This window comes from Sodalinema gerasimenkoae IPPAS B-353, assembly GCF_009846485.1.
Taxonomy (GTDB): Bacteria; Cyanobacteriota; Cyanobacteriia; order Cyanobacteriales; family Geitlerinemataceae; genus Sodalinema; species Sodalinema gerasimenkoae.
The window spans coordinates 2,104,758-2,123,442 of the sequence record NZ_ML776472.1 but is presented as its reverse complement, the minus strand read 5'-3'; the positions used below and the strand labels follow the sequence as shown (position 1 = coordinate 2,123,442).

The 18,685-nt window shown below is 52.1% G+C and carries 17 protein-coding genes; 7 read left to right on the top strand and 10 right to left on the bottom strand.

The genetic code is table 11. From position 1 onward, the window contains the following. Positions 1 to 14 precede the first annotated feature (14 nt). On the top strand, positions 15 to 1,298 hold the full coding sequence (locus tag L855_RS09180) for a dihydrolipoamide acetyltransferase family protein (protein ID WP_159787116.1): 1,284 nt from the start codon (positions 15 to 17) through the stop codon (positions 1,296 to 1,298). Between the two features lie 81 nt (positions 1,299 to 1,379). Here the strand turns inward: L855_RS09180 and L855_RS09175 are convergent, their stop codons facing one another. The 8 genes from L855_RS09175 to L855_RS09140 form a co-directional block, all read right to left on the bottom strand. Beyond that, a complete protein-coding gene (locus L855_RS09175) occupies positions 1,380 to 3,944 on the bottom strand; it encodes a DUF3536 domain-containing protein (RefSeq protein ID WP_343039356.1) in 2,565 nt (854 codons plus the stop codon). A 657-nt stretch (positions 3,945 to 4,601) separates the two neighbouring features. Next, positions 4,602 to 4,871 (bottom strand): GlsB/YeaQ/YmgE family stress response membrane protein, encoded by a 270-nt coding sequence (locus tag L855_RS09170; RefSeq protein WP_159787110.1) that lies wholly within the window; start codon positions 4,869 to 4,871, stop codon positions 4,602 to 4,604. A gap of 21 nt (positions 4,872 to 4,892) precedes the next feature. Next, positions 4,893 to 5,042, bottom strand: a complete 150-nt coding sequence (locus tag L855_RS09165; RefSeq protein WP_159787107.1) for a lmo0937 family membrane protein — start codon at positions 5,040 to 5,042, stop codon at positions 4,893 to 4,895. 122 nt (positions 5,043 to 5,164) lie between these two features. Then, positions 5,165 to 5,647 carry a CsbD family protein gene (locus L855_RS22400; RefSeq protein ID WP_159787104.1) on the bottom strand — a complete coding sequence of 161 codons (483 nt, stop codon included), beginning with the start codon at positions 5,645 to 5,647 and terminating at the stop codon, positions 5,165 to 5,167. 145 nt (positions 5,648 to 5,792) lie between these two features. Continuing rightward, positions 5,793 to 5,975 carry a CsbD family protein gene (locus L855_RS09155; RefSeq protein ID WP_159787101.1) on the bottom strand — a complete coding sequence of 61 codons (183 nt, stop codon included), beginning with the start codon at positions 5,973 to 5,975 and terminating at the stop codon, positions 5,793 to 5,795. A gap of 197 nt (positions 5,976 to 6,172) precedes the next feature. Continuing rightward, the gene (locus tag L855_RS09150) at positions 6,173 to 6,763 is read right to left on the bottom strand and encodes a sterol desaturase family protein (RefSeq protein ID WP_246198781.1); all 591 of its coding nucleotides are present in this window, start codon (positions 6,761 to 6,763) and stop codon (positions 6,173 to 6,175) included. A 376-nt stretch (positions 6,764 to 7,139) separates the two neighbouring features. Then, the gene (locus tag L855_RS09145; protein WP_159787095.1) at positions 7,140 to 7,676 is read right to left on the bottom strand and encodes a hypothetical protein; all 537 of its coding nucleotides are present in this window, start codon (positions 7,674 to 7,676) and stop codon (positions 7,140 to 7,142) included. 179 nt (positions 7,677 to 7,855) lie between these two features. Then, a complete protein-coding gene (locus tag L855_RS09140; protein ID WP_159787092.1) occupies positions 7,856 to 10,162 on the bottom strand; it encodes an NACHT domain-containing protein in 2,307 nt (768 codons plus the stop codon). A gap of 326 nt (positions 10,163 to 10,488) precedes the next feature. Between L855_RS09140 and cax the strand changes: the two genes are divergently transcribed. From cax to L855_RS09110, 6 genes are all read left to right on the top strand, one after another. Beyond that, positions 10,489 to 11,562: a calcium/proton exchanger gene (gene cax, locus L855_RS09135; protein WP_159787089.1), complete on the top strand. Its 1,074-nt coding sequence runs from the start codon at positions 10,489 to 10,491 to the stop codon at positions 11,560 to 11,562. Positions 11,563 to 11,671: 109 nt separating this feature from the next. Continuing rightward, complete coding sequence (locus tag L855_RS09130; protein ID WP_159787086.1) at positions 11,672 to 13,060, top strand: folate/biopterin family MFS transporter; 1,389 nt, start codon at positions 11,672 to 11,674, stop codon at positions 13,058 to 13,060. Between the two features lie 60 nt (positions 13,061 to 13,120). Next, a complete protein-coding gene (locus tag L855_RS09125; RefSeq protein ID WP_246198780.1) occupies positions 13,121 to 14,488 on the top strand; it encodes a serine/threonine protein kinase in 1,368 nt (455 codons plus the stop codon). 84 nt (positions 14,489 to 14,572) lie between these two features. Continuing rightward, positions 14,573 to 15,193, top strand: a complete 621-nt coding sequence (locus L855_RS09120) for a hypothetical protein (RefSeq protein WP_159787080.1) — start codon at positions 14,573 to 14,575, stop codon at positions 15,191 to 15,193. A gap of 170 nt (positions 15,194 to 15,363) precedes the next feature. Continuing rightward, positions 15,364 to 16,569 (top strand): redoxin domain-containing protein, encoded by a 1,206-nt coding sequence (locus L855_RS09115; RefSeq protein ID WP_159787077.1) that lies wholly within the window; start codon positions 15,364 to 15,366, stop codon positions 16,567 to 16,569. Between the two features lie 25 nt (positions 16,570 to 16,594). Next, positions 16,595 to 17,155 (top strand): pyroglutamyl-peptidase I family protein, encoded by a 561-nt coding sequence (locus L855_RS09110; RefSeq protein WP_159787074.1) that lies wholly within the window; start codon positions 16,595 to 16,597, stop codon positions 17,153 to 17,155. Here the strand turns inward: L855_RS09110 and L855_RS09105 are convergent. Together L855_RS09105 and L855_RS09100 are read right to left on the bottom strand one after the other, a co-directional pair. Then, positions 17,127 to 17,939 (bottom strand): ABC transporter permease, encoded by an 813-nt coding sequence (locus tag L855_RS09105; RefSeq protein ID WP_219730000.1) that lies wholly within the window; start codon positions 17,937 to 17,939, stop codon positions 17,127 to 17,129. The two genes, L855_RS09110 and L855_RS09105, sit on opposite strands and share 29 nt — an antisense overlap. Before the next feature lie 84 nt (positions 17,940 to 18,023). Further along, positions 18,024 to 18,521 (bottom strand): Fur family transcriptional regulator, encoded by a 498-nt coding sequence (locus tag L855_RS09100; protein WP_159787068.1) that lies wholly within the window; start codon positions 18,519 to 18,521, stop codon positions 18,024 to 18,026. Between the last annotated feature and the right edge of the window lie 164 nt (positions 18,522 to 18,685).

The window sequence follows — 18,685 nt, the reverse complement described above, 5'->3', positions numbered from 1 at the left end:
GCGGTACGCCCCCTATGAGCCACGAAATTTTCATGCCCGCCCTCAGTTCCACCATGACCGAAGGCAAAATCGTCTCCTGGACGAAAGCCACGGGAGACAAGGTGGAAAAAGGTGAAACGGTTGTTGTCGTTGAATCCGACAAGGCCGATATGGATGTTGAGTCCTTTTACGACGGTTACTTGGCCGCCATCTTAGTCGGTGACGGGGAAGTTGCCCCAGTGGGCAGCACCATTGCCCTGCTCGCAGAAACCGAAGCCGATATTCCCCAAGTTCAAGAAAAAGCGCAACAGCAAAGTTCGTCAGCCCCCGCCCCAGCGCCTACCCCAGCGCCAACCCCTGACCCGGCTCCTGTTGCGGCGGCGAGTAGTCAAAACGGCTCTAGCAGCCAATCCAGTGGTCGCCTCGTTGCCTCTCCTCGGGCCCGCAAGCTGGCGAAACAACTTAAGGTGGAACTAAGCAGCCTGCAAGGAAGTGGCCCCTATGGTCGCATCGTCGCTGAAGATGTGCAACAGGCCGCCGGACAACCGGTTTCTGCCCCCAGCGTTACCCCAATGATGCCCACCGCTGCGGCTCCGGTTCCCATGACGGCTCCTAATAGTAGCCCCAGCCCCGCTCCTGTGACTCCTGGCCAGGTGGTTCCCTTCAATACCCTACAAGGGGCGGTGGTGCGTAATATGACCGCCAGTTTAGCGGTTCCGGTGTTCCGGGTGGGCTATACCATCACCACCGATGCCCTGGATAATCTCTATAAACAAATCAAGTCCAAGGGTGTGACGATGACAGGCTTGTTGGCCAAAGCCGTGGCCGTCACGCTGCAAAAACACCCCCTACTCTATGCCAGCTACACAGAGAAAGGGGTGCAGTATAACGGAAATATCAATGTTTCGGTTGCCGTGGCTATGCCGGATGGGGGCTTGATTACGCCGGTACTGCAAAATGCAGATCAGGTGGATATTTATTCCCTCTCCCGCAATTGGAAAGACCTGGTGGCTCGCTCTCGCAGTAAGCAATTGCAACCGGAAGAGTACAACAGTGGCACCTTCACTCTTTCCAATTTGGGGATGTTTGGAGTCGATCGCTTTGATGCGATTCTGCCCCCTGGACAGGGTTCGATTCTGGCCATTGGTGCGTCTCGCCCCCAAGTGGTGGCTACGGAGGATGGCCTGATGGGCGTTAAACGGCAAATGCAAGTGAACATCACCTGCGACCACCGGATTATTTACGGTGCGGATGCGGCGGCGTTCCTGAAAGATTTAGCCGGGTTAATTGAAACTAATCCTCAATCTCTGACTCTGTAATCTCGCAGATACACATCTGTTGGTTTTTCCGGTTCCCATGGGATGGGTTAATGTCTCACCCCATGGAAACCGGGACGGCTTTTAACGTAGCCAGATGTGAGTATCGACTTTCAGAACCTGACCGAGTTGGAGCAGATCCTGGTCATCGGTGCGGAGGGCATTGTCTTCGATCGCCCCTTTGAGCCAGTCATAATAGAGTTCCTGGATGCGATCGAGGGCTAACCCCAATTGCAGTTTTTCACCCATGTCAACCAGATTGGTGATTTGCGTAATTCTCTCATCACGAGAGAACTGACCCAGCTCATCCTCGCTCGAATGCAATAGATGCCACAAGGAGCGCCAAATCAACTGTTCTAGGGACTGTTTGGCCTCGGGAACGTTCAGGTGACAGTTCATGGTTTGGGCTTCGATGCTAATGGCGGTTAATTCCATCCAATAGTCGATTTTGACCGGTTGCTCATCAATGCGATTGAGTTGCTGCACTAAGCCACGGACGGTTTCTAGACAGCGTTGATTGAGAGCCATTTCAGCGGCCACCTGAAGTTCTCGGGGGACATTCAGATGATTGCGTTGTAGGGCTTTGAGAACCCCATAGTTATCGCGATAGATCTGTCCGTAGAGGCGATCGAGCCGTTTCAGGGTTTGCCGTTCTAATTGGTGAATAATCCGTTCTTCTTCCTCGGCGAATAGATCCGAGAGGCCAAAGGTTTGACCGTCAAAGTGACGGTTCATAGCCAGAATGGTTTGGGCGGCACTGGCGGATTCTAAAGCCATAAACAGGGCTTCTTTCATTTTGCGGTATTCCCGACGGCCGGAGAAGGGTTGGATACAGCAATGGAAGTCTAGACCCCCCAAGTGCAAAACGGCAAAGGTTAGATGGACGGACTCCCAGGTGATCTCGGAACTAAACTCAGCTTGGCCCACGGCGAGGGTGAGGGTTCCTAAGCGTTGCAGTTGATAGTCGAGTTGTCGGGCTTGGTAGCAATAAACACGATGTTCGGGTTGATAGGTCTTGAATAGGGAACTGATGGCATAATGGGCGGCGATCTGTTCGATGCTGACCTGGTTGGGTTTGACGTTATGGCGATAGACGGCGGCCCCATCGTCAAAGAAGGGGACGTTGGAGGGGGCGGCCGCGAGTTGGGCGATGAACTCGGGTTCAATATCTTGGCCGGTGACTTGGCCGGCCAGTTCGATCGCCCGGGCGGCATAGCGGAGGATTTGCGTTCCCTCAGGGCGAGAGATTTCCTCGAAGAACCAGCCGCAACTGGTGTACATCAGCAGGGTGTGACGCTGCATTTCCAGCAGCCGCAGAGCATCGATTTGCTCGCTGGCGGTGAGTTCTCGGACTTGATGCTGACGCAGGAACTCGGCGACGTTCTCGCGGCTGCGATCGCCCAAAATGCTGATATATTCGTCGCGGGCTTTCCAGGGATCTCGCAGTAGACGACCCCCTTCGCGGCCGTAGACATCTTCGAGGCGATCGCGCACCCAATCCAGACTATCCCGCAGGGGCCGCCGCCATTTCTGTTGGGTTCCGCCACCTCCGCCACAGCCGCAGTCATCTTGCCAGCGATCGACGCCGTGGGAACAACTCCAGGCGGTGACGGATTTGAGTTCACATTCCCAGGTGGGGGGATTAACGCTGCGATAATGGGCAAAGTTGGTCACAGTCCAGCCGCGATTAGGAAATTCCTGAGTGACGCAGTAGGCAACGCATTTTTCTTTGTCCCGTTTGTGGTGGCCAAAGGTTTCGCCATCGGTGGCGACGGAAATAATTTGCGCGGGACGATGATCCCCATGAATGGCAATTTCTAGACGGCCGGCAAAGTTATAGGCACTTTCGAGGACATCGTTGAAGCCCATATCCCGCGAGATGGGGCCATCATAGAAGAAGACATCGAGATAGGGGCGTTCTGAGTTTGGACGTCCGTCCTCATCTTTGAGATAACAGCGATAGGGGCGACTGGGGTCAATTTGTCCGCCGCCCACTTCGTACCAGGCGGGGTTCGGATTGTCCTCTGTGGCCATGGGGCGACAGCGTTGTACCTGGGAGGGGGCGAGGATGACAAATTGGATGCCTTCTTGGATGAGGGCTTCCATGGTGGGATAGTCGATGGCCGTCTCGGCCAGCCACATTCCCTCGGGATCGCGGCCGAAGTGTTTGTGGAAGTCGGCTTTACCCCAACGAATTTGGGTGCGTTTGTCCCTTGGGTTAGCAAGGGGCAGGATGATGTGGTTGTAGACTTGGGCGATCGCATTACCATGACCTCCGAGACGTTCGCAACTGCAGCGATCGCCCTCGATAATCCGTTCATAGACTTCGGGATCATGTCCTGCAATCCAATTCATGAGGGTGGGCCCAATGTTGAAGCTGAGATATTCGTAATTGTTGACAATATCCACCACTTCGCCGCGATCATTTAAGATGCGGGCAAAGGCGTTGGGGCGATAGCATTCAGCATGGATGCGTTCATTCCAGTCATGGAAGGGACTAGCACTCGGTTGTCGTTCGATCGCATCGAGGTAAGGATTTTCCCGAGGCGGTTGATAGTAATGACCATGAACGGTAATAAAGACTCCTGTATTTCGGGACGTTAAGGTCTCGGAACGCTCCAGGTTGGCGTTCAACGCATCTGCGGACATCGGCTCAGAGGTGAAGGTCATAAGGGGTAGGGACGTTAGTCAAGCGTCGTAGATTAGGGCAGTATGGAGGAATTGAAATGGCAGTCTATATCAAGAGTTCTAACAGGACTGCACCCCATTGGGCGATCGCCTGAGATGTTCTTGGGGCCGTCAAAGTGTATGGTCATTTTAGCAATGAAATTCAATAGTATTCGGTGACGTTACTACAATTTTTGTTACGAAACATTGCATTAACGGCTATAAAAATACTGATAATTTTTAGGCGATCGCCTGTTAACAAATGGGGATCAACTCTTAACCCGTCATAATTGACCGCAGACCCTCAACCCCCAGCATCCCATCCTAGGGAGTCATCAAACTCGGCCAAGGCACCTCAGAAGCGAAGCGTCTACAGGCTTCCTCACCCCTCCCTAACCGCCTACCATATATAGTCAATCATGTCAAACATTCAAATGGATTAGGTTTCATAGCATGGGAGGGGTAAGGGTGGGTTATGCCTGTTGCCTTCCCCTACTGCCTACTGCCTTTTCTCCCCCCTGTTCCCTGTTCCCTGTTCCCTGTTCCCTTCTCCCCCATCACACTAAAAACGTTGCCCACACATTTCTCTCTAGAGAAGTGCAGACAACGTTTTTAAACCTATACCTGAGTTACGATGACTTACAAGCGTCTACGGGACATGGTTCCATAGAGGTAAATCGCGATAATTGACCCGAGAACAGCAACAAACACACCAATAATGCTCAAATCTGCTGATGTTAGTTCCAGACTTCCCGTTTCAATAAATAAGTGCAACGTGCCACCAATAAATGCACCGATGATACCCAGGATCATGGTGGCAAACCAGTTCCCTCCTTGATATCCAGGAACAATCGCTTTTGCGATCGCCCCCGCGAGTAGTCCCAAAACAATCCAAGAAATGATAGTCATATAACCTCCTCTGCTATATTTTTAACGACGCCCAATGACCAGGTTATACACAATACCAATCAACGCCAGAACCAGAAGCAAATGAACTAAGCCTCCGCCGATATTGACCGCAAACCCTAATGCCCACAAGACGAGAAGAATCACGACCACAGACCAGACAACATTTAACATATTTCTACCTCAAGCTTGGGTACAGAACAACGGAAATTCAAAGATGGTCAACGGTAGGTCTTTCGCGTATCCAGAATCATCTGTGCGATGGACGATTCTGGATATTGAATGCGGGTTGAGGGTTAGTTGAAGAAATCACCAATGCTATCTTTGACATTTTCGATCATGTTTTGATTACTGCCATCAGTCTGCTTAAGTCTGCCCATCATTTGGTCCTTGCTGCTGCCCGTCACATTGCCAGCAGTTTCCTGGATTTTGCCTTCAACATTCTTCGCTACTGCTTTAGCTCGGTCACTGAGCTGCGTCTCATTTTTCATGTCCTCAGCCGCATTACGCATCTGGCTTTCAGCTTGTTTAGCCTTGCCCATCATTTGATCCTTAGGATCGCCAGTCACATTGCCAAGGGCTTCTTGGGCCTTACCTTCTAGATTCTTTGTGATCGCCTCAGCTCGATTCATGCTCGCAAGCTGGGGTTGGCTTGCCAAGGGTCCTGGCAAGGTTGCCGCCCAGGCACGGGTCGTACCAAAGTTAAACACAACCGTTGCAACCAGCATCAGGGTTGAAATCACAATCACGAAAAATTTATTGGCTTGTCGAAATGACATCGTTGTTACCTCTAAAAATATATTTCATTGACATCAAAATCTTATCTGTGAGGACAAGAAGGAGGACAAGATGCTTGAACATCTCATCCTCAGCTACATCATCTACATCACAAAATCAAGATTTAGTCACACACAAATCCACGGACTAGTCAATAGCCTTTTTAACGCCCTCCTTACCATCTTCTACGGTGTGGCCAATTTTAGCTTCAGCTTGTTTGGATTTACCTTTAGCTTTAGCTTCTTTATTGCCAGTCAGATCACCGACGGCTTCTTCCACTTTACCGCCTACATCTTTAGCGGTTGCTTTTGCTCGGTCTTCAATACTCATTCTGATACTCTCCTTATCGTTTACATACGCTAGAAGGAACCGGGTTGGAACCTCTTGCCTAAAAACAACAATAATTGGTAGATGTTTTATTTCATGAGTGAATTGATTGACGTGATTAACAAGTACACAATTTAATACAATAGGTTTATAGAGACTGCCCAAAAGACGATAACTCGTTAGAGGCAGCATTCAATATCCTACTCATATTTCGAGTCGGGGGGGTGTAAATTTTTGATACTTTGCCTGTATCCAAGATCTTCGCTACCCAGCAGACAATCCCAAAACGTAAAATAAAGTCCATAATGAACCGTATATTTAAGATGATGAATCGAGTGGTGAGCTGGGCCAATCAGCCACCGCCCTAGCCAATGATGTGGGAATAGGCTGGGTAGGCGATCTGGGCCCAAATGATTTAGCACCGCCCACATGGTCATTGTGGCCAACACCGCAATTACTGTAATGAAATGCAGCGGCAGAACAAAAACAAGGCCGACTAAGAATAGTGCCTGAACAACAGCCTCTAATGGATCGAAGGCAAACGAAGTCCAGGGAGTGGGGTAGCGGGAGCGATGATGTCCTTGGTGGAGCCAGGAAAAGAGCTTAGGGTGGTGAAATAGACGATGGGTGAAATAAAAATAGGTATCTTGCAGAAGTAGACCGATGCCATAGCTGACCCCGAGATACCACAGCCCATACTCTCGTGGGTCGGTGTAGAGTTCAGTGCTTCCCGCCGTATAGGCCGAAAGAATTAATGCCGCCGCTAGGGCAAACACCGCAGATGAAAGCATCGAAAGCTTAATATCATGCCAAATAGCCGTCCTGGTGGGCGGCTGATGTGCTCTAGGCTTACTCGCAGACTGGCTAAAAGGGGAATAAAAAAGCCAATATGTTATCCCTGCTACTAAAAAGTAGCGAACTAAGATAATGCCAAAAAAAGCAATATTGTAAAATTCAAAGGAATGGTGTGTTAATTCCACTCTGTGGGACTCGCTTTTATAGAACTCATTGATAGGGAAGTGGTACCCGCCGGAGATACCGATAAATTTTCTAGACTGAGGGTGTTAGGTCTAGACCGATCTTAGCAGGAGGTCAAGCCCCTCAAGCTGAGGGGCCCTAGCCATGACCGGGAGGGGAAGGGGATGACCCACATTTCCCGGAGGAGCTTTACATCAGTCCCACGGCTTGCAGCAGTAAACGCTCTCGGCTATCGACCTGGGCCCGTTCAATGATCGCTAACGTCACTATTTCACCCGGTGCCGCCAAAATAGAACCTGCTTGATTGAGCACTAGGTATCGTACTCGCCTGCCCTCAGCTTGCGTAATGGTCACATCAGCCGCATCTCGGCCCCTCACCGGTACTGACGAACTTGGCAGGGTCGGGACAGGGGGAGGCGCATCCCCTAGACTCTGGGTCTCCTGAGCAGTCTCTTGAGTCATTTCATTGGTACAGCGGCCTGAGCCTCGGAGGTCCTCGGTCGTGAGCTGAGAGGTCTCGCGAACCTCATGACTGGCCGTTTGGCTTAGTTCATGGAGCTTGTCGTTAGTGGTTTGGGTTCTGTCTTGCATATTATCGCTGGTGGTTTGATCTAACTCGAAAAATGTATTGCCCGTTACTTCGGTGCGGCTGAACCACCCCCTCTCTTGTACTAAAGCCCCCAGCAGTTGAGTACTTTTTTGCTCTAAACTCAGGTCTTCAACCATGTCTATGTTTTGTCCGTAATCATAGAAAATCTTGGATTTTCTGACAAATTCTCTACCCTTCTTAAGCATGACGTGAAATTTCTGTTGGTTCTTGTGCGCATTATGGCGCAGTGATGGTTGACCTGGTGTTTAGATAGGGTTTAGATGGGTTGATTTGTATAGAAATGTAGCAATTCGTTTTAATTATTCTGCCATTCGCGATCATCTAATTCTTTTTGGGGCAGCAAAAGTGTCGCTTCAATCTCTTTGCGCATAGCTTCGGTGACTTCACAGTTGCTGTTCAAGCAATCGATTAGCAGTTGATTGGCATCGTAGTAGCGGTTTAGCACCTGCTTTTGCTCAGGATTAAACTTCCAGGGGTGGTGAATATTGCGATATTTAGCAACGGAGTCTTTAAGCTGCTCGACCCAGTTCGCGTAGTTATTTTGCCACCAGGTTTCCAGTTGCTCTTGGCTTTGGTGAGAGGCCGGTAGTTGCTCCTTAAGCTGTTGCAGCGACTTATAGAACCCCGCGTCTAAAACGATGACTAGAATATTGTTGAGGGCTTCACTACAGGCATGGGCGTAGGCAAAATTCTGGCTGTGGTCGATGGCAAACTCCCGCAACAAATTTTCCAGAGCTGTATCTAAAAAGATGCCTTGGTCGAGGGTGCTGGCTAGGGCAAACTGGTTCGCGGTGGGGGAGTCTTGGGCAAGGGCTAGGTAAAAGGCCCGGGTTGTCGCCAGTTTGGGGTTGGGAAGACTTTTTGATTTTTTGTTGACCCACATCAAAAAGTCTTGTAAGTGAGGGTCTTGGGCTACTAAGGCATCCACCTCCTGCTTCATCAACTGCACTAGGGAATCGGCACTGCGTAGCATACCGGCGGTGAGCAAAAAGACCTCGTGCCAGTGGGGGTCAGTAATATGGCTGACTAATCCCCCTAAGGCTTGCTCCAACGCACTTAGGTTATGGGTGGCGACAATCTTGCGCGCTGTTAGATATTCTTGAAAGACCAGATAAGAGAACGAAAAAATTCCTCGGGCGCGCTCGATTAAAAGTCCATGCTGGGCTTCGATCGCCTTGAGCATGGCCTCACTTTCTAGCTGAAGTTCTTCGGGTTGCAGAGTCACCTCAGGCAGATTTTCCAGGTAATCTTCGATGTATTGCTCAATGACGCGCTGCTCAAAAAAGTACTGTCCTTTTTCAAAGGTAACGGCGGCTAGTTGACTCAGGAGCCTCATTTTTTGCGGGAGTAAAAATTCTCGATAGGCATCATCGCGCGTCACCCCTTTGGTTTCATCCCATTTCCCCAACAGCAGGTCTAACCCTTGCTTATAAAATGCTGTGCGCTTGGTCGGAAACTGCCCTTGCCCCTGAAACAGCCAGCAGGAAAGGTGCAAAAAGAGGGGGGTCACCACCAATTGGCGAAACTGCCAGTTTTCGGGGAGGTCAAGTTTCTCGATAAATTCTGCGGCCTGGGTCTGTCCTTGGGAGGTAGCGGTTCTGCCGAGGGTCACAAACCACTTTTGGGCAAAGGTGGTAATTTGCTCTGGGCTAAAGGGGGAAATTTCGACATCGGTAAAGCCGTGCAGAGCAAGTTCTTGGGCGGCGGTGCGGCAAGAGACCACAAACCGGTTACGGTGGTATTTGTCCGAAAAACTGCGAATCTCTCTGATGGTGGCGCTAATATCTTGGTTTATTACCTCATCCATGCCATCCATCAGCATCAGCACCCGCCCCTCGATGAGCAACCGTTCAAGTTGGGCAGGGTTGGTGAGGCCCGATCGCACAAGGATTCGGTGAATATAGTCGAATAGGCTAACGTCGTTCTGGTGTTTGGCGGCTTCGGCAAACTCCCTCAGGAGAATAAAAATTGGGACTTGTTCCGGGGCAAACTCGCCCTGGTTGCATTGCACGGCTAGATGTTGCAAAAAGGTAGTTTTGCCAATCCCGGGTTTGCCCAAAACCCGCAGCTTGCCGTAGGTCTTGACCGCTTCGACTCCGGGGATCTGAGGCTGGTCGATGATTCCTAGGCCCATCCGGTTAAAATCGGCAGGGTCAAGATTGTTGAGGGCAGAGACCTCAAGACATTGCTGGTTGGCAACGGCTTCTAGAATATTGACATCTACATAGATGTCGTCAATGTTGACCGGGTGCCGCACGTCGAGCAGTTGCAGAATGCCACAGCGGTGCTGAATGGTATCGTGGTGCTGCGATCGTACCTCAGCCACGAGTTCATCGATGGTTGGTTCGACACTCTCCCCAGGCTCCAGAAACTCAGCCGGTGGGTTCTTGGCAATCTCACGCCAGTCCAAATCCAGCACCTGGCAGAGTTCCATAAACACCTGGCGGTCTACGGGTTGCCCGGTAAAAAATCTCCAGATTGGCTGACGGGTCTTGAGATTGACTTCCCCGGCCAGATTTTCTTGAGTCCATCCTTTGAGTGCAAAGGCACGCTTAGCCTGCTGAATACCCGCAGGTGAGGCTTTGAGTGATCGCTTAGCCATACTATAAAAATCTCTTTTAAATGTCTAATTTCAAACAAATCAAACAAATCAAACAAAAATATTTGAGGACGCTGGTTGACTGACCATGTTCAATGGCAGTTGGCTAGAATCCATGCCTACCAAGACATTAGAGTCTCTATACCTGAAGGGTTTCAATCTGCGATCGAGATATCTTTTCTATAAACTTTACGATATAAACTTCATACTAACGCCTTTTTTATGTGGTGTTTGATTTTTTCCCTGAAAGTTGGCTCGGCTCCGCCCCGACGGGGTTCCTCTTGAGCGAACACAAGGTGTGCCCCGACAGTCTTCTTTTTTCTTTCCCCATGAAAACCCTAATCCTCTCCCTCCTGCTCACCTTCCTCCCCATCTCCATCGCCGCCGAATGGCTACATTGGGATGCCACCGTCATTTTCCTGACCGCCGCCGTGGCCATCATCCCCCTAGCCGCCTGGATGGGAACCGCCACCGAAGAACTGGCCGTCGTCGTCGGTCCCACCGTCGGCGGACTCCTCAACGCCACCTTCGGCAACGCCACCGAACTGATTATCGCTCTCATTGCCCTGCGGGCCGGCTTAATCGAAGTCGTCAAAGCCAGCATCACCGGCTCCATTATCAGCAACCTGTTGCTAGTGATGGGATTTTCCATGTTTCTCGGCGGACTTCGCTATAAATCCCAAAATTTCCAATCCGTCATGGCTCGCCTCAACGCCTCCGTCATGAACCTGGCCACGGTGGCCATCCTCATCCCCACCGCCGTAGTTGCCACCTCCCAAGGCATCCCCGAACTGACGATTCAGAAACTCTCTAGCATCGTGGCGGTGATTCTCATCATTGTCTATGGCTTAACCCTGCTGTTTTCCATGAAAACCCACGCCTATCTCTGCGATGTGGGGGAAGCGGAAAACGAATCCGAGTCTGGAGACGTGGCAGAGTCCCCCAATCCCTGGTTTTGGTCGGGGATTTTGCTGGTTTGTACTCTAGCCGTGGCTTATGAGTCTGAGTTATTGGTGGGTTCCCTGGAACTGGCCACAGAAACCCTCGGCTTCACTCCCCTCTTTACGGGGGTGATTCTGGTTCCCATTATTGGCAACGCCGCTGAACATGCCACCGCCGTCACTGTGGCCATGAAAAACAAGATGGATTTATCCATGGCCGTGGCTATGGGATCGAGTTTGCAGATTGCTCTGTTTGTGGCCCCGGTTCTGGTGTTAGCCGGTTGGCTGTTCGGTCAACCGATGGATTTGAACTTCAATCCCTTTGAGTTGGTAGCAGTGGTGGTGGCGGTGGTTCTGGCTAACTCCGTCAGTTCCGATGGCCGTTCCGACTGGCTCGAAGGGGTGTTGTTGCTGGCCACCTATCTGGTGGTGAGTGTGGCCTTCTTCTATCATCCCGTTTGATTGTCCTTTGGCAGGGGGCGACGGACGGTTAACCGTCCCCAGAGTCAGGATTCAAGGGCGATCGCCTGGTTAAGATAGAGTCAGCGCAATCATTAAGATTTATTACGTTATGCTCGTTTCATCCTCTCGCTTGGAGGGTTTCAAAGGGTTCTTACGGGATAAACTCCTGTTTGGCAACGAGCCAACCCCAGAACTCATTGCCATCCTCCTGGTCTACTTTGTCCAGGGAATCCTCGGCTTAGCTCGTTTGGCGGTGAGTTTCTTCCTCAAAGACGATCTCGGTCTGAGTCCCGCTGAAACCTCAGCCTTATTGGGGATTGTGGCGCTTCCCTGGATGATTAAGCCCCTATTTGGGTTCATCTCTGATGGCCTGCCCATTTTTGGCTATCGTCGTCGGCCCTATTTGATTCTCTCCGGCTTGCTGGGAACCCTATCCTGGATACTGCTGGCCACGGTCGTCACCCGTCCCTGGCAGGCGATCGCCGCCATTTCCCTGGGGTCTCTCTCTGTCGCCTTTAGTGATGTCATCGCCGATTCCCTAGTCGTCGAACGGGCCCGCAAGGAGTCCCAAAGTGATGCCGGGTCGTTGCAGTCTGTCACCTGGGCCGCGTCAGCCATTGGCGGTCTCATCACGGCTTATCTGAGTGGGTCTCTGTTAGAAATCTTCGCCACTCGCGATATCTTCCTGATTACAGCCAGCTTTCCCCTGATTGTCTCGGGAGTGGCCTGGCTGATTGCGGAACAGCCTAGGGGCAATCGCCCCGACTTCAGCGGCGTTAAAACCCAACTGAGTCAACTCAAAGCCGCCATTTCCCAAAAATCCATCTGGCTACCGACGGCCTTTCTCTTCCTTTGGCAAGCCACCCCCACCGCCGACTCGGCCTTTTTCTACTTCACCACCAACGAACTCGGCTTTCAACCAGAGTTCCTAGGACGAGTGCGATTGGTGACCAGTTTAGCCTCTCTCGTGGGGATTTGGCTGTTTCAGCGGTTCTTCAAAGCCGTTCCCTTCCGTAGAATCTTTGTCTGGACCACGATCCTCTCGGCGGTGTTAGGGATGAGTGCCCTACTACTGGTGACTCATGCTAACCGGGCGATCGGCATTGATGACCATTGGTTCAGCCTCGGCGATAGTCTAATTCTGACGGTGATGGGACAATTGGCCTTCATGCCGGTTCTGGTTTTAGCCGCGCGTCTATGTCCTAGTGGCGTGGAAGCGACCTTATTTGCCGTGTTGATGTCCGTGTCTAACATTGCCGGGATGCTCTCCTATGAATTGGGAGCGGTTCTCATGCACTGGCTCGATATCACCGAATCCAACTTCGAGAACCTTTGGCTGTTGGTCACCCTAACCAACCTCAGCACCCTACTCCCCCTGCCCTTTATTCATTGGCTACCGGGAGATAATGCCTCAGGCGGCGGCGATGAAACCCCGCCACCCCAAGCCCCTGAACCCTCCCGGGTGGAAACCGAAGTCGTCGAGGAGGTACGCGTCTAAGATCCCGATCGCTCTGCGGGGAACAGGTACTTAAAAGAAAGTGCCACAATAGAAACAATCATGTCCGATTCCCGATCCACTTCCCGATCAACCCTGTCCCAGGACTCGTTTGCTGTTCCCATGAGCCAATTCCCCCAATTTGCTGCCAGGGGCTATCACGTCCAACGTGAACTCGGCCAGAACCGAGCCGGTGGACGCATTACCTACCTGGCCCACCAGGATTCCGCCTCGGAACCCGTTGTCTTAAAACAGTTCCTCTTCGGCGAGGCGGCCCAATGGTCCGCTTATGACAGTTGCGAACGGGAAATTCAGGTGTTGAAGGGCTTAGAACATCCGGGGATTCCCCGCTATTTAGATTCCTTTGAGACGGAGAACGGCTTTTGTTTGGTGCAAGAGTATAAACCCGCTCCCTCCTTGGCTCAACGGCGGAGTTTTGCCCCGGAAGAGGTCAAAGAGATTGCGATCGCCCTCCTCGAAATTCTCATCTATCTGCAAAACCGCATCCCCCCAGTCATTCACCGAGACATCAAACCGGAAAATGTTTTAGTCTCCGAACAACCCACCGCCAAAGGACTACAGGTCTATCTCGTGGATTTTGGCTTTGCCCGCATTGGCGAGGGGGAAGTGGCCATGAGCAGCGTCGTCAAGGGAACTCTGGGGTTTATGCCCCCAGAACAATTGTTCAATCGTCCCCTAACGGAAGCCTCAGACCTCTATGGAGTGGGGGCGACCCTAATTTGTCTGTTAACGGGAACCCCCTCCCAAGACATCGGCGAGTTAATGGACGATCGCTATAGTATTGATTTTGCCCCTCGGGTTCCCAAACTCAGCTTGCCCTGGGTGGAGTGGTTGCAAACCCTCGTCAAACCCTCCCCCAGCGACCGCTATAAGAACGCTGCCGAGGCGTTAGCCGCCCTACACCCCATTTATGTCAATCGTGTGCCAAAAGTGGTCGCCAAGCCCGATTCTGTGGTGTTGGAGGCCAGCCGCTTGGGGGAACAGATTGCCGAAACGGTGATGTTAAAAAATCCCGTCCCCGATACCCGATTACAAGGGCGGTGGCGAGTCCTCCCCCATCCGAAAGACCCCCCCAGTCGCCCCGGGAAACATCATTGGCTACGGGTGACTCCTGATCCCGTGCAGGGGGAACAGGTCTTATGTCGGGTGCGGGTGAATACCGGTAAACTGGTGGCTGATGCCGTCTATGAACGTCGCCTGGTCTTTGAAAGTAATGCCGAACCTCAGACCTTGGAACTTGGGGTCACCGTCAAAACCGCTCCCGCTCCCGTTCGCCTCCCCAGCTTACCCATGAAACGGCTGGGAGTGTTGTTTGTCTCGGCGACCATTCTCTCCTTTGGGGTTCATATTTGGTGGGGGGCAATTTTAGGATTGGCGAACTCCCTCGTCCATGCCATTGATAAACTTTAATGGGGGGGCGATCGCCCCACGGGGACGTTCTGCCCTTCGCCATCCGATTCGCCATTCCGTCGTCACTATGGGGACTTTTGCATCATGACCCAGCATCCACCCAACAATTCATCCCCGTCTCCCCAGTCCTCACCGGAAGGCCAAAGCCAGGTTCAAGGTCAATCGTCCCAAGAACAAACCTCGGTCGACACCAGCCCCCCGGGAGCCTTGGCGGAGCCAAAATCTCCGGATGAGTCCCAATTAAGCTGGAATTTGTTTGAAGATAAACCACTCTGGCAGGTGATCTCGGTGTTGGTCGTTCTGCCAATCCTCATCAGCGCCATGTTATTCCAACTGGTGGCCGTGGTGAACCTGATGGTGGACTGGGTGGTGACAGGTGTAATGTTCCTGGGGTTAATGATGCTCATTGGTTTGTTGTTTGCCACGATTCCCGCATTGATCATCTGGGGAATTGTTGAAACCTTCCGGTTTATGCACCGTCGAGGCTTCGATGATTTCATGGCGATCGCCCTTCCCATCTCCACGGTGGCATTCGGTATCAGTTTAGGCGCTCTGTTGCGTCCCGAGAGCTTTGTTTTGCTCTGGTCAGTGGTGACGGCGTTAACGGCAATTCCTTTGGGGGGGCTGCTGCTTTATCAACCTCTACGCCGGGCCGGACAACTTAAGAAATATCGCAAGTCCCAAAAACATCTAATCCAACCCTGAAAAATGGTATAAAACTAGAATACGTCCCTCTTAAGTCCGGTCTCATGATGGGGTCTGATAGTGAAGTTTTTTGAAGGAACTTCCAAGCAGATAGGACGTCTGATTGACTCAGCCATTCAGGTGTCGTGATCCCCTGAACTGGCAATCATTTTTTACCCGGTTTAGTAAAGATGGCGTTTCAAACTCGAACCCTGAGTGTTGGCGATCCCGCCCCCCTATTAGGTCTCCCCACCCCTGATGGAGAGCCAGTTATTATCGCTGATCGCGTTGGCCAGCCCATCGTCTTGCTATTCTACGCCAACGATAGTAACCCCAACTGTCAAGAGGTTGCCCGTCAGGTTCAGGCGGCCATGGCGCAATTTGAAGCTCTCAATGTTCACGTCTTGAGTATTAGTTTAGATGCCCCCGACAAGCGGCAACAGTTCCGAGACAGTGAACAGCTCACCTTTCCCGTCCTCAGCGATGCCAGTGGTCAAACCAGCCGCAAATATGGGGTGTTCTACAACGAAGAGAGCGAAGACCCTAATCAGGCTCCCTATGCCATTTATAGCCGTACTGCCTTTCTCCTAGATCGCAACCTCAAAATCATGGGGATCTACAGTCTAGGGGAACCACAACAAGCGATCGCCTCGATTTTTGAAGATATCTCCCAACTTCCCCAGGAAGAACCGCGCGAAATCGGTCAACAGGCCCCTGTGTTACTGATTCCTCGCGTTCTCTCTCCAGAAGTGTGTCAACATCTGATTGAGCTATGGGAAGGCGATAATAGTGAATCGGGTTCCATGCGACGGGAAGGGAACAAAACCATCGGCGTGATTAACTACTCCCATAAAATCCGCCGCGACCACTTCATCAAGGATATGAACCTGTTGCGTTATCTCGATGGGGTGATGCGACGCCGAGTGTTCACTGAGGTCAAGAAAGCCTTTTCCTTTGAGGTGACTCGTCGGGAAGACTACCGCATTGGCGGCTATGATTCGAGTCGGGGGGGCTATTTCCGTCCCCACCGGGACAACACCACTGGCGGAACTGCTCACCGACGCTTTGCCATGTCTCTCAACCTCAACACGGGAGAGTATGAAGGGGGCTATCTGCGTTTCCCGGAATATGGCGGCCATCTCTATCGGCCGGGGTTGGGATCGGCGGTTATTTTCTCCTGTAGCCTCATGCACGAAGCGACCGATGTCATCGCTGGGCGGCGTTTTGGGCTATTTTCCTTCCTCTATGGAGATAAGGAAGCACAACAGCGTCAGGAGTATGAACTCCAGGCTCAAAATAACTACCAAAACATGGTTAGAATTAGTCAGGATGTGCCGGAGGTGAAGAACCCCTTTGCCACGGTTGTTCCTCCGACGCAAGTCTCGTCGAACCTTTGAGTGTGAACAGCTATCCCTAACCCCTGTGCTGTTATCCTCCTTTGATATCTGGAAACCCCATCACCGCAGCAACTCCAGTGATGACCTGCTGGCGGAACTTCAGCAGCGGGGTCGTTTACCTGAGTCGGCCCGTCTGTTGCGACGACTCCCGGTTGATACTCAGCAGGCCTCGGCCCAACTCTTGGCGGCGATTCACCAGTATCGTCCCCCCTGGGTGCTGTTGGGGGGTATGGCGGAGGGGCGATCGCGCCTGACGGTGGAACGTCGAGCGGTGCAGGGGCCAGGCGTTTACTGTACGCCGATGCCGGTTTGGGAGTTAGTGGCGGGCCTCGATCATACCGATGTGAGTTATCATGCGGGGCGCTTTGTCTGTAATGCCACTTATTATCAGGTTCTGTCGGACATTGCCACTGCGAATTTACCCACCCAGGCCCTCTTTCTCCATGTTCCCTGTTCTCGGGGGAACGCCTGGCCGGAGATTGTGGCCGATGCAGACCAATTGCTGCAACGACTCATAACCCGATTCCCTAGCCCTCGCCAAATCGTCCCTGAGACGGTTAACGATTTTGCCGCAGTTTCGGGTTGACAAACTCGTTTAACCCTTCCCCTAACAGGGACAAACCAATCACCATCAGGGTCATGGCTAAGCCAGGAAACAGGGCTGTCCACCAAATCCCGGTGGGGAGGGCTTCGAGGGCTTGCCGTAGGTCGTTGCCCCATTCTGGGGTCGCTTCGGGAAGTCCTAAGCCCAGAAAGCCGAGGCCACCGAGGATGGCGATCGCATCGGCGGCGTTGAGGGCGAAGAGAACGGGGACGGTCTGAATGGCGTTAAAAAAGAGATATTTGGAGAGAATGCGCCAGGTGGAAGCCCCCATCGCCTGGGCGGCTTCGATGTATAACTCAGTTTTGATGCTGACGGTGTGGTTGCGGACGACTCGATAGTATTGCGGCACATAGGCAATACTCAGGGCTAGGGCGGCATTTAATAAGCCCCGTCCGACGACGAAGGCTAGGGTAATCGAGAGTAATAACCCCGGTAGGGTGTAGATGACATCCATCACAAACAGCAACAGGCGATCGACTTTCCCGCCGAGATAGCCACTGGCCAGTCCGAGGGGAACTCCGGTCAAAATACTCATCAGGGTGGCTAAGACCACCACCCGTAAAGCTGCCTGGGAACCGTAGAGGGTTCGGGAGAAGACATCATAGCCCAGGCGAGTCGTCCCAAACCAATGGTCCCCGGAGGGAGGCTGGTGGATGGGATGATCCAGTAAGGCGGTGGGACTGGCAATCAGCCCCATTCCTTGCAGGATGGGGGCCAACAGGGCAATTAAAATAAAGATCCCGGTGATGACTAGCCCCACCCACATCAACTGAATTGAGAGATTGGCAGTTTTTCGGGCTGCTGGGGGGTTGATGGGGGATTTTGGGGCGATCGTCATAAGGGGGAATGACTAGAGCTTAGACTCGACGGCAGGGGTCTCTGTGGCGTCATTTGCCGCAGGACCTTTGGGGTTCGGGTTGCGGTAGCCAAAAAAGTCGATGCGATAGTCGGTAATCCGAACGCCAGTTTCTGCTTCAATGCGTTCGATGAGGTCTTGGGGGAGTTCCACAAAGACGTCGAGAATTTGCTGACTATCGAGGCAATTGATATGGCTATGAGGGTCACTAATATTACCATAGAGGCGGCCATCGGAGCGTTCGATACATTCGATGATGTTGTGGCTCGATAGGGCCTCTAGGTTTTGGTAAACGGAGGTGTAGCCAATCTCTTTGCCAGCGCGGCTGAGTTGGTCGTAGATATCGCGGGCGCACAGGTGATCCTGAACCTCCCAGAGGAGTTCGAGGATCAGTCGACGCTGACGACTCAATCTCATTCCCAGGGATTGGCAGCGATCGAGTGCGTCTTGGAGAGATCGGATGGGTTTTAGGGCGATCGCCTCATGTTTCATCGGTCTGTATTTGGCTTGCTATCAACAGGGAACGGGTGACTCGTCTTGCGGGATTGAGACTCAACAAGGGTACACCGGCGTTAAAAATCTATCTTATGGAAGGGGTGTTTTCAGTCTGCTTATGATCCATTGTAACGTACCGACTTTTGAGACCCGATGGCGGC

Bases quoted from the DNA above. Each gene is read 5' to 3' on its own strand.
- L855_RS09165 (WP_159787107.1), bottom strand. From the start codon at position 5,042: ATGTTAAATGTTGTCTGGTCTGTGGTCGTGATTCTTCTCGTCTTGTGG.
- L855_RS09115 (WP_159787077.1), top strand. From the start codon at position 15,364: ATGGCGTTTCAAACTCGAACCCTGAGTGTTGGCGATCCCGCCCCCCTA.
- L855_RS09140 (WP_159787092.1), bottom strand. From the start codon at position 10,162: ATGGCTAAGCGATCACTCAAAGCCTCACCTGCGGGTATTCAGCAGGCT.
- L855_RS09100 (WP_159787068.1), bottom strand. From the start codon at position 18,521: ATGAAACATGAGGCGATCGCCCTAAAACCCATCCGATCTCTCCAAGAC.
- L855_RS09180 (WP_159787116.1), top strand. From the start codon at position 15: ATGAGCCACGAAATTTTCATGCCCGCCCTCAGTTCCACCATGACCGAA.
- L855_RS22400 (WP_159787104.1), bottom strand. From the start codon at position 5,647: ATGTCATTTCGACAAGCCAATAAATTTTTCGTGATTGTGATTTCAACC.
- L855_RS09130 (WP_159787086.1), top strand. From the start codon at position 11,672: ATGCTCGTTTCATCCTCTCGCTTGGAGGGTTTCAAAGGGTTCTTACGG.
- L855_RS09175 (WP_343039356.1), bottom strand. From the start codon at position 3,944: ATGTCCGCAGATGCGTTGAACGCCAACCTGGAGCGTTCCGAGACCTTA.
- L855_RS09150 (WP_246198781.1), bottom strand. From the start codon at position 6,763: ATGCTTTCATCTGCGGTGTTTGCCCTAGCGGCGGCATTAATTCTTTCG.
- L855_RS09155 (WP_159787101.1), bottom strand. From the start codon at position 5,975: ATGAGTATTGAAGACCGAGCAAAAGCAACCGCTAAAGATGTAGGCGGT.
- L855_RS09145 (WP_159787095.1), bottom strand. From the start codon at position 7,676: ATGGTTGAAGACCTGAGTTTAGAGCAAAAAAGTACTCAACTGCTGGGG.
- L855_RS09125 (WP_246198780.1), top strand. From the start codon at position 13,121: ATGTCCGATTCCCGATCCACTTCCCGATCAACCCTGTCCCAGGACTCG.
- L855_RS09105 (WP_219730000.1), bottom strand. From the start codon at position 17,939: ATGTGGGTGGGGCTAGTCATCACCGGGATCTTTATTTTAATTGCCCTG.
- L855_RS09120 (WP_159787080.1), top strand. From the start codon at position 14,573: ATGACCCAGCATCCACCCAACAATTCATCCCCGTCTCCCCAGTCCTCA.
- cax (WP_159787089.1), top strand. From the start codon at position 10,489: ATGAAAACCCTAATCCTCTCCCTCCTGCTCACCTTCCTCCCCATCTCC.
- L855_RS09170 (WP_159787110.1), bottom strand. From the start codon at position 4,871: ATGACTATCATTTCTTGGATTGTTTTGGGACTACTCGCGGGGGCGATC.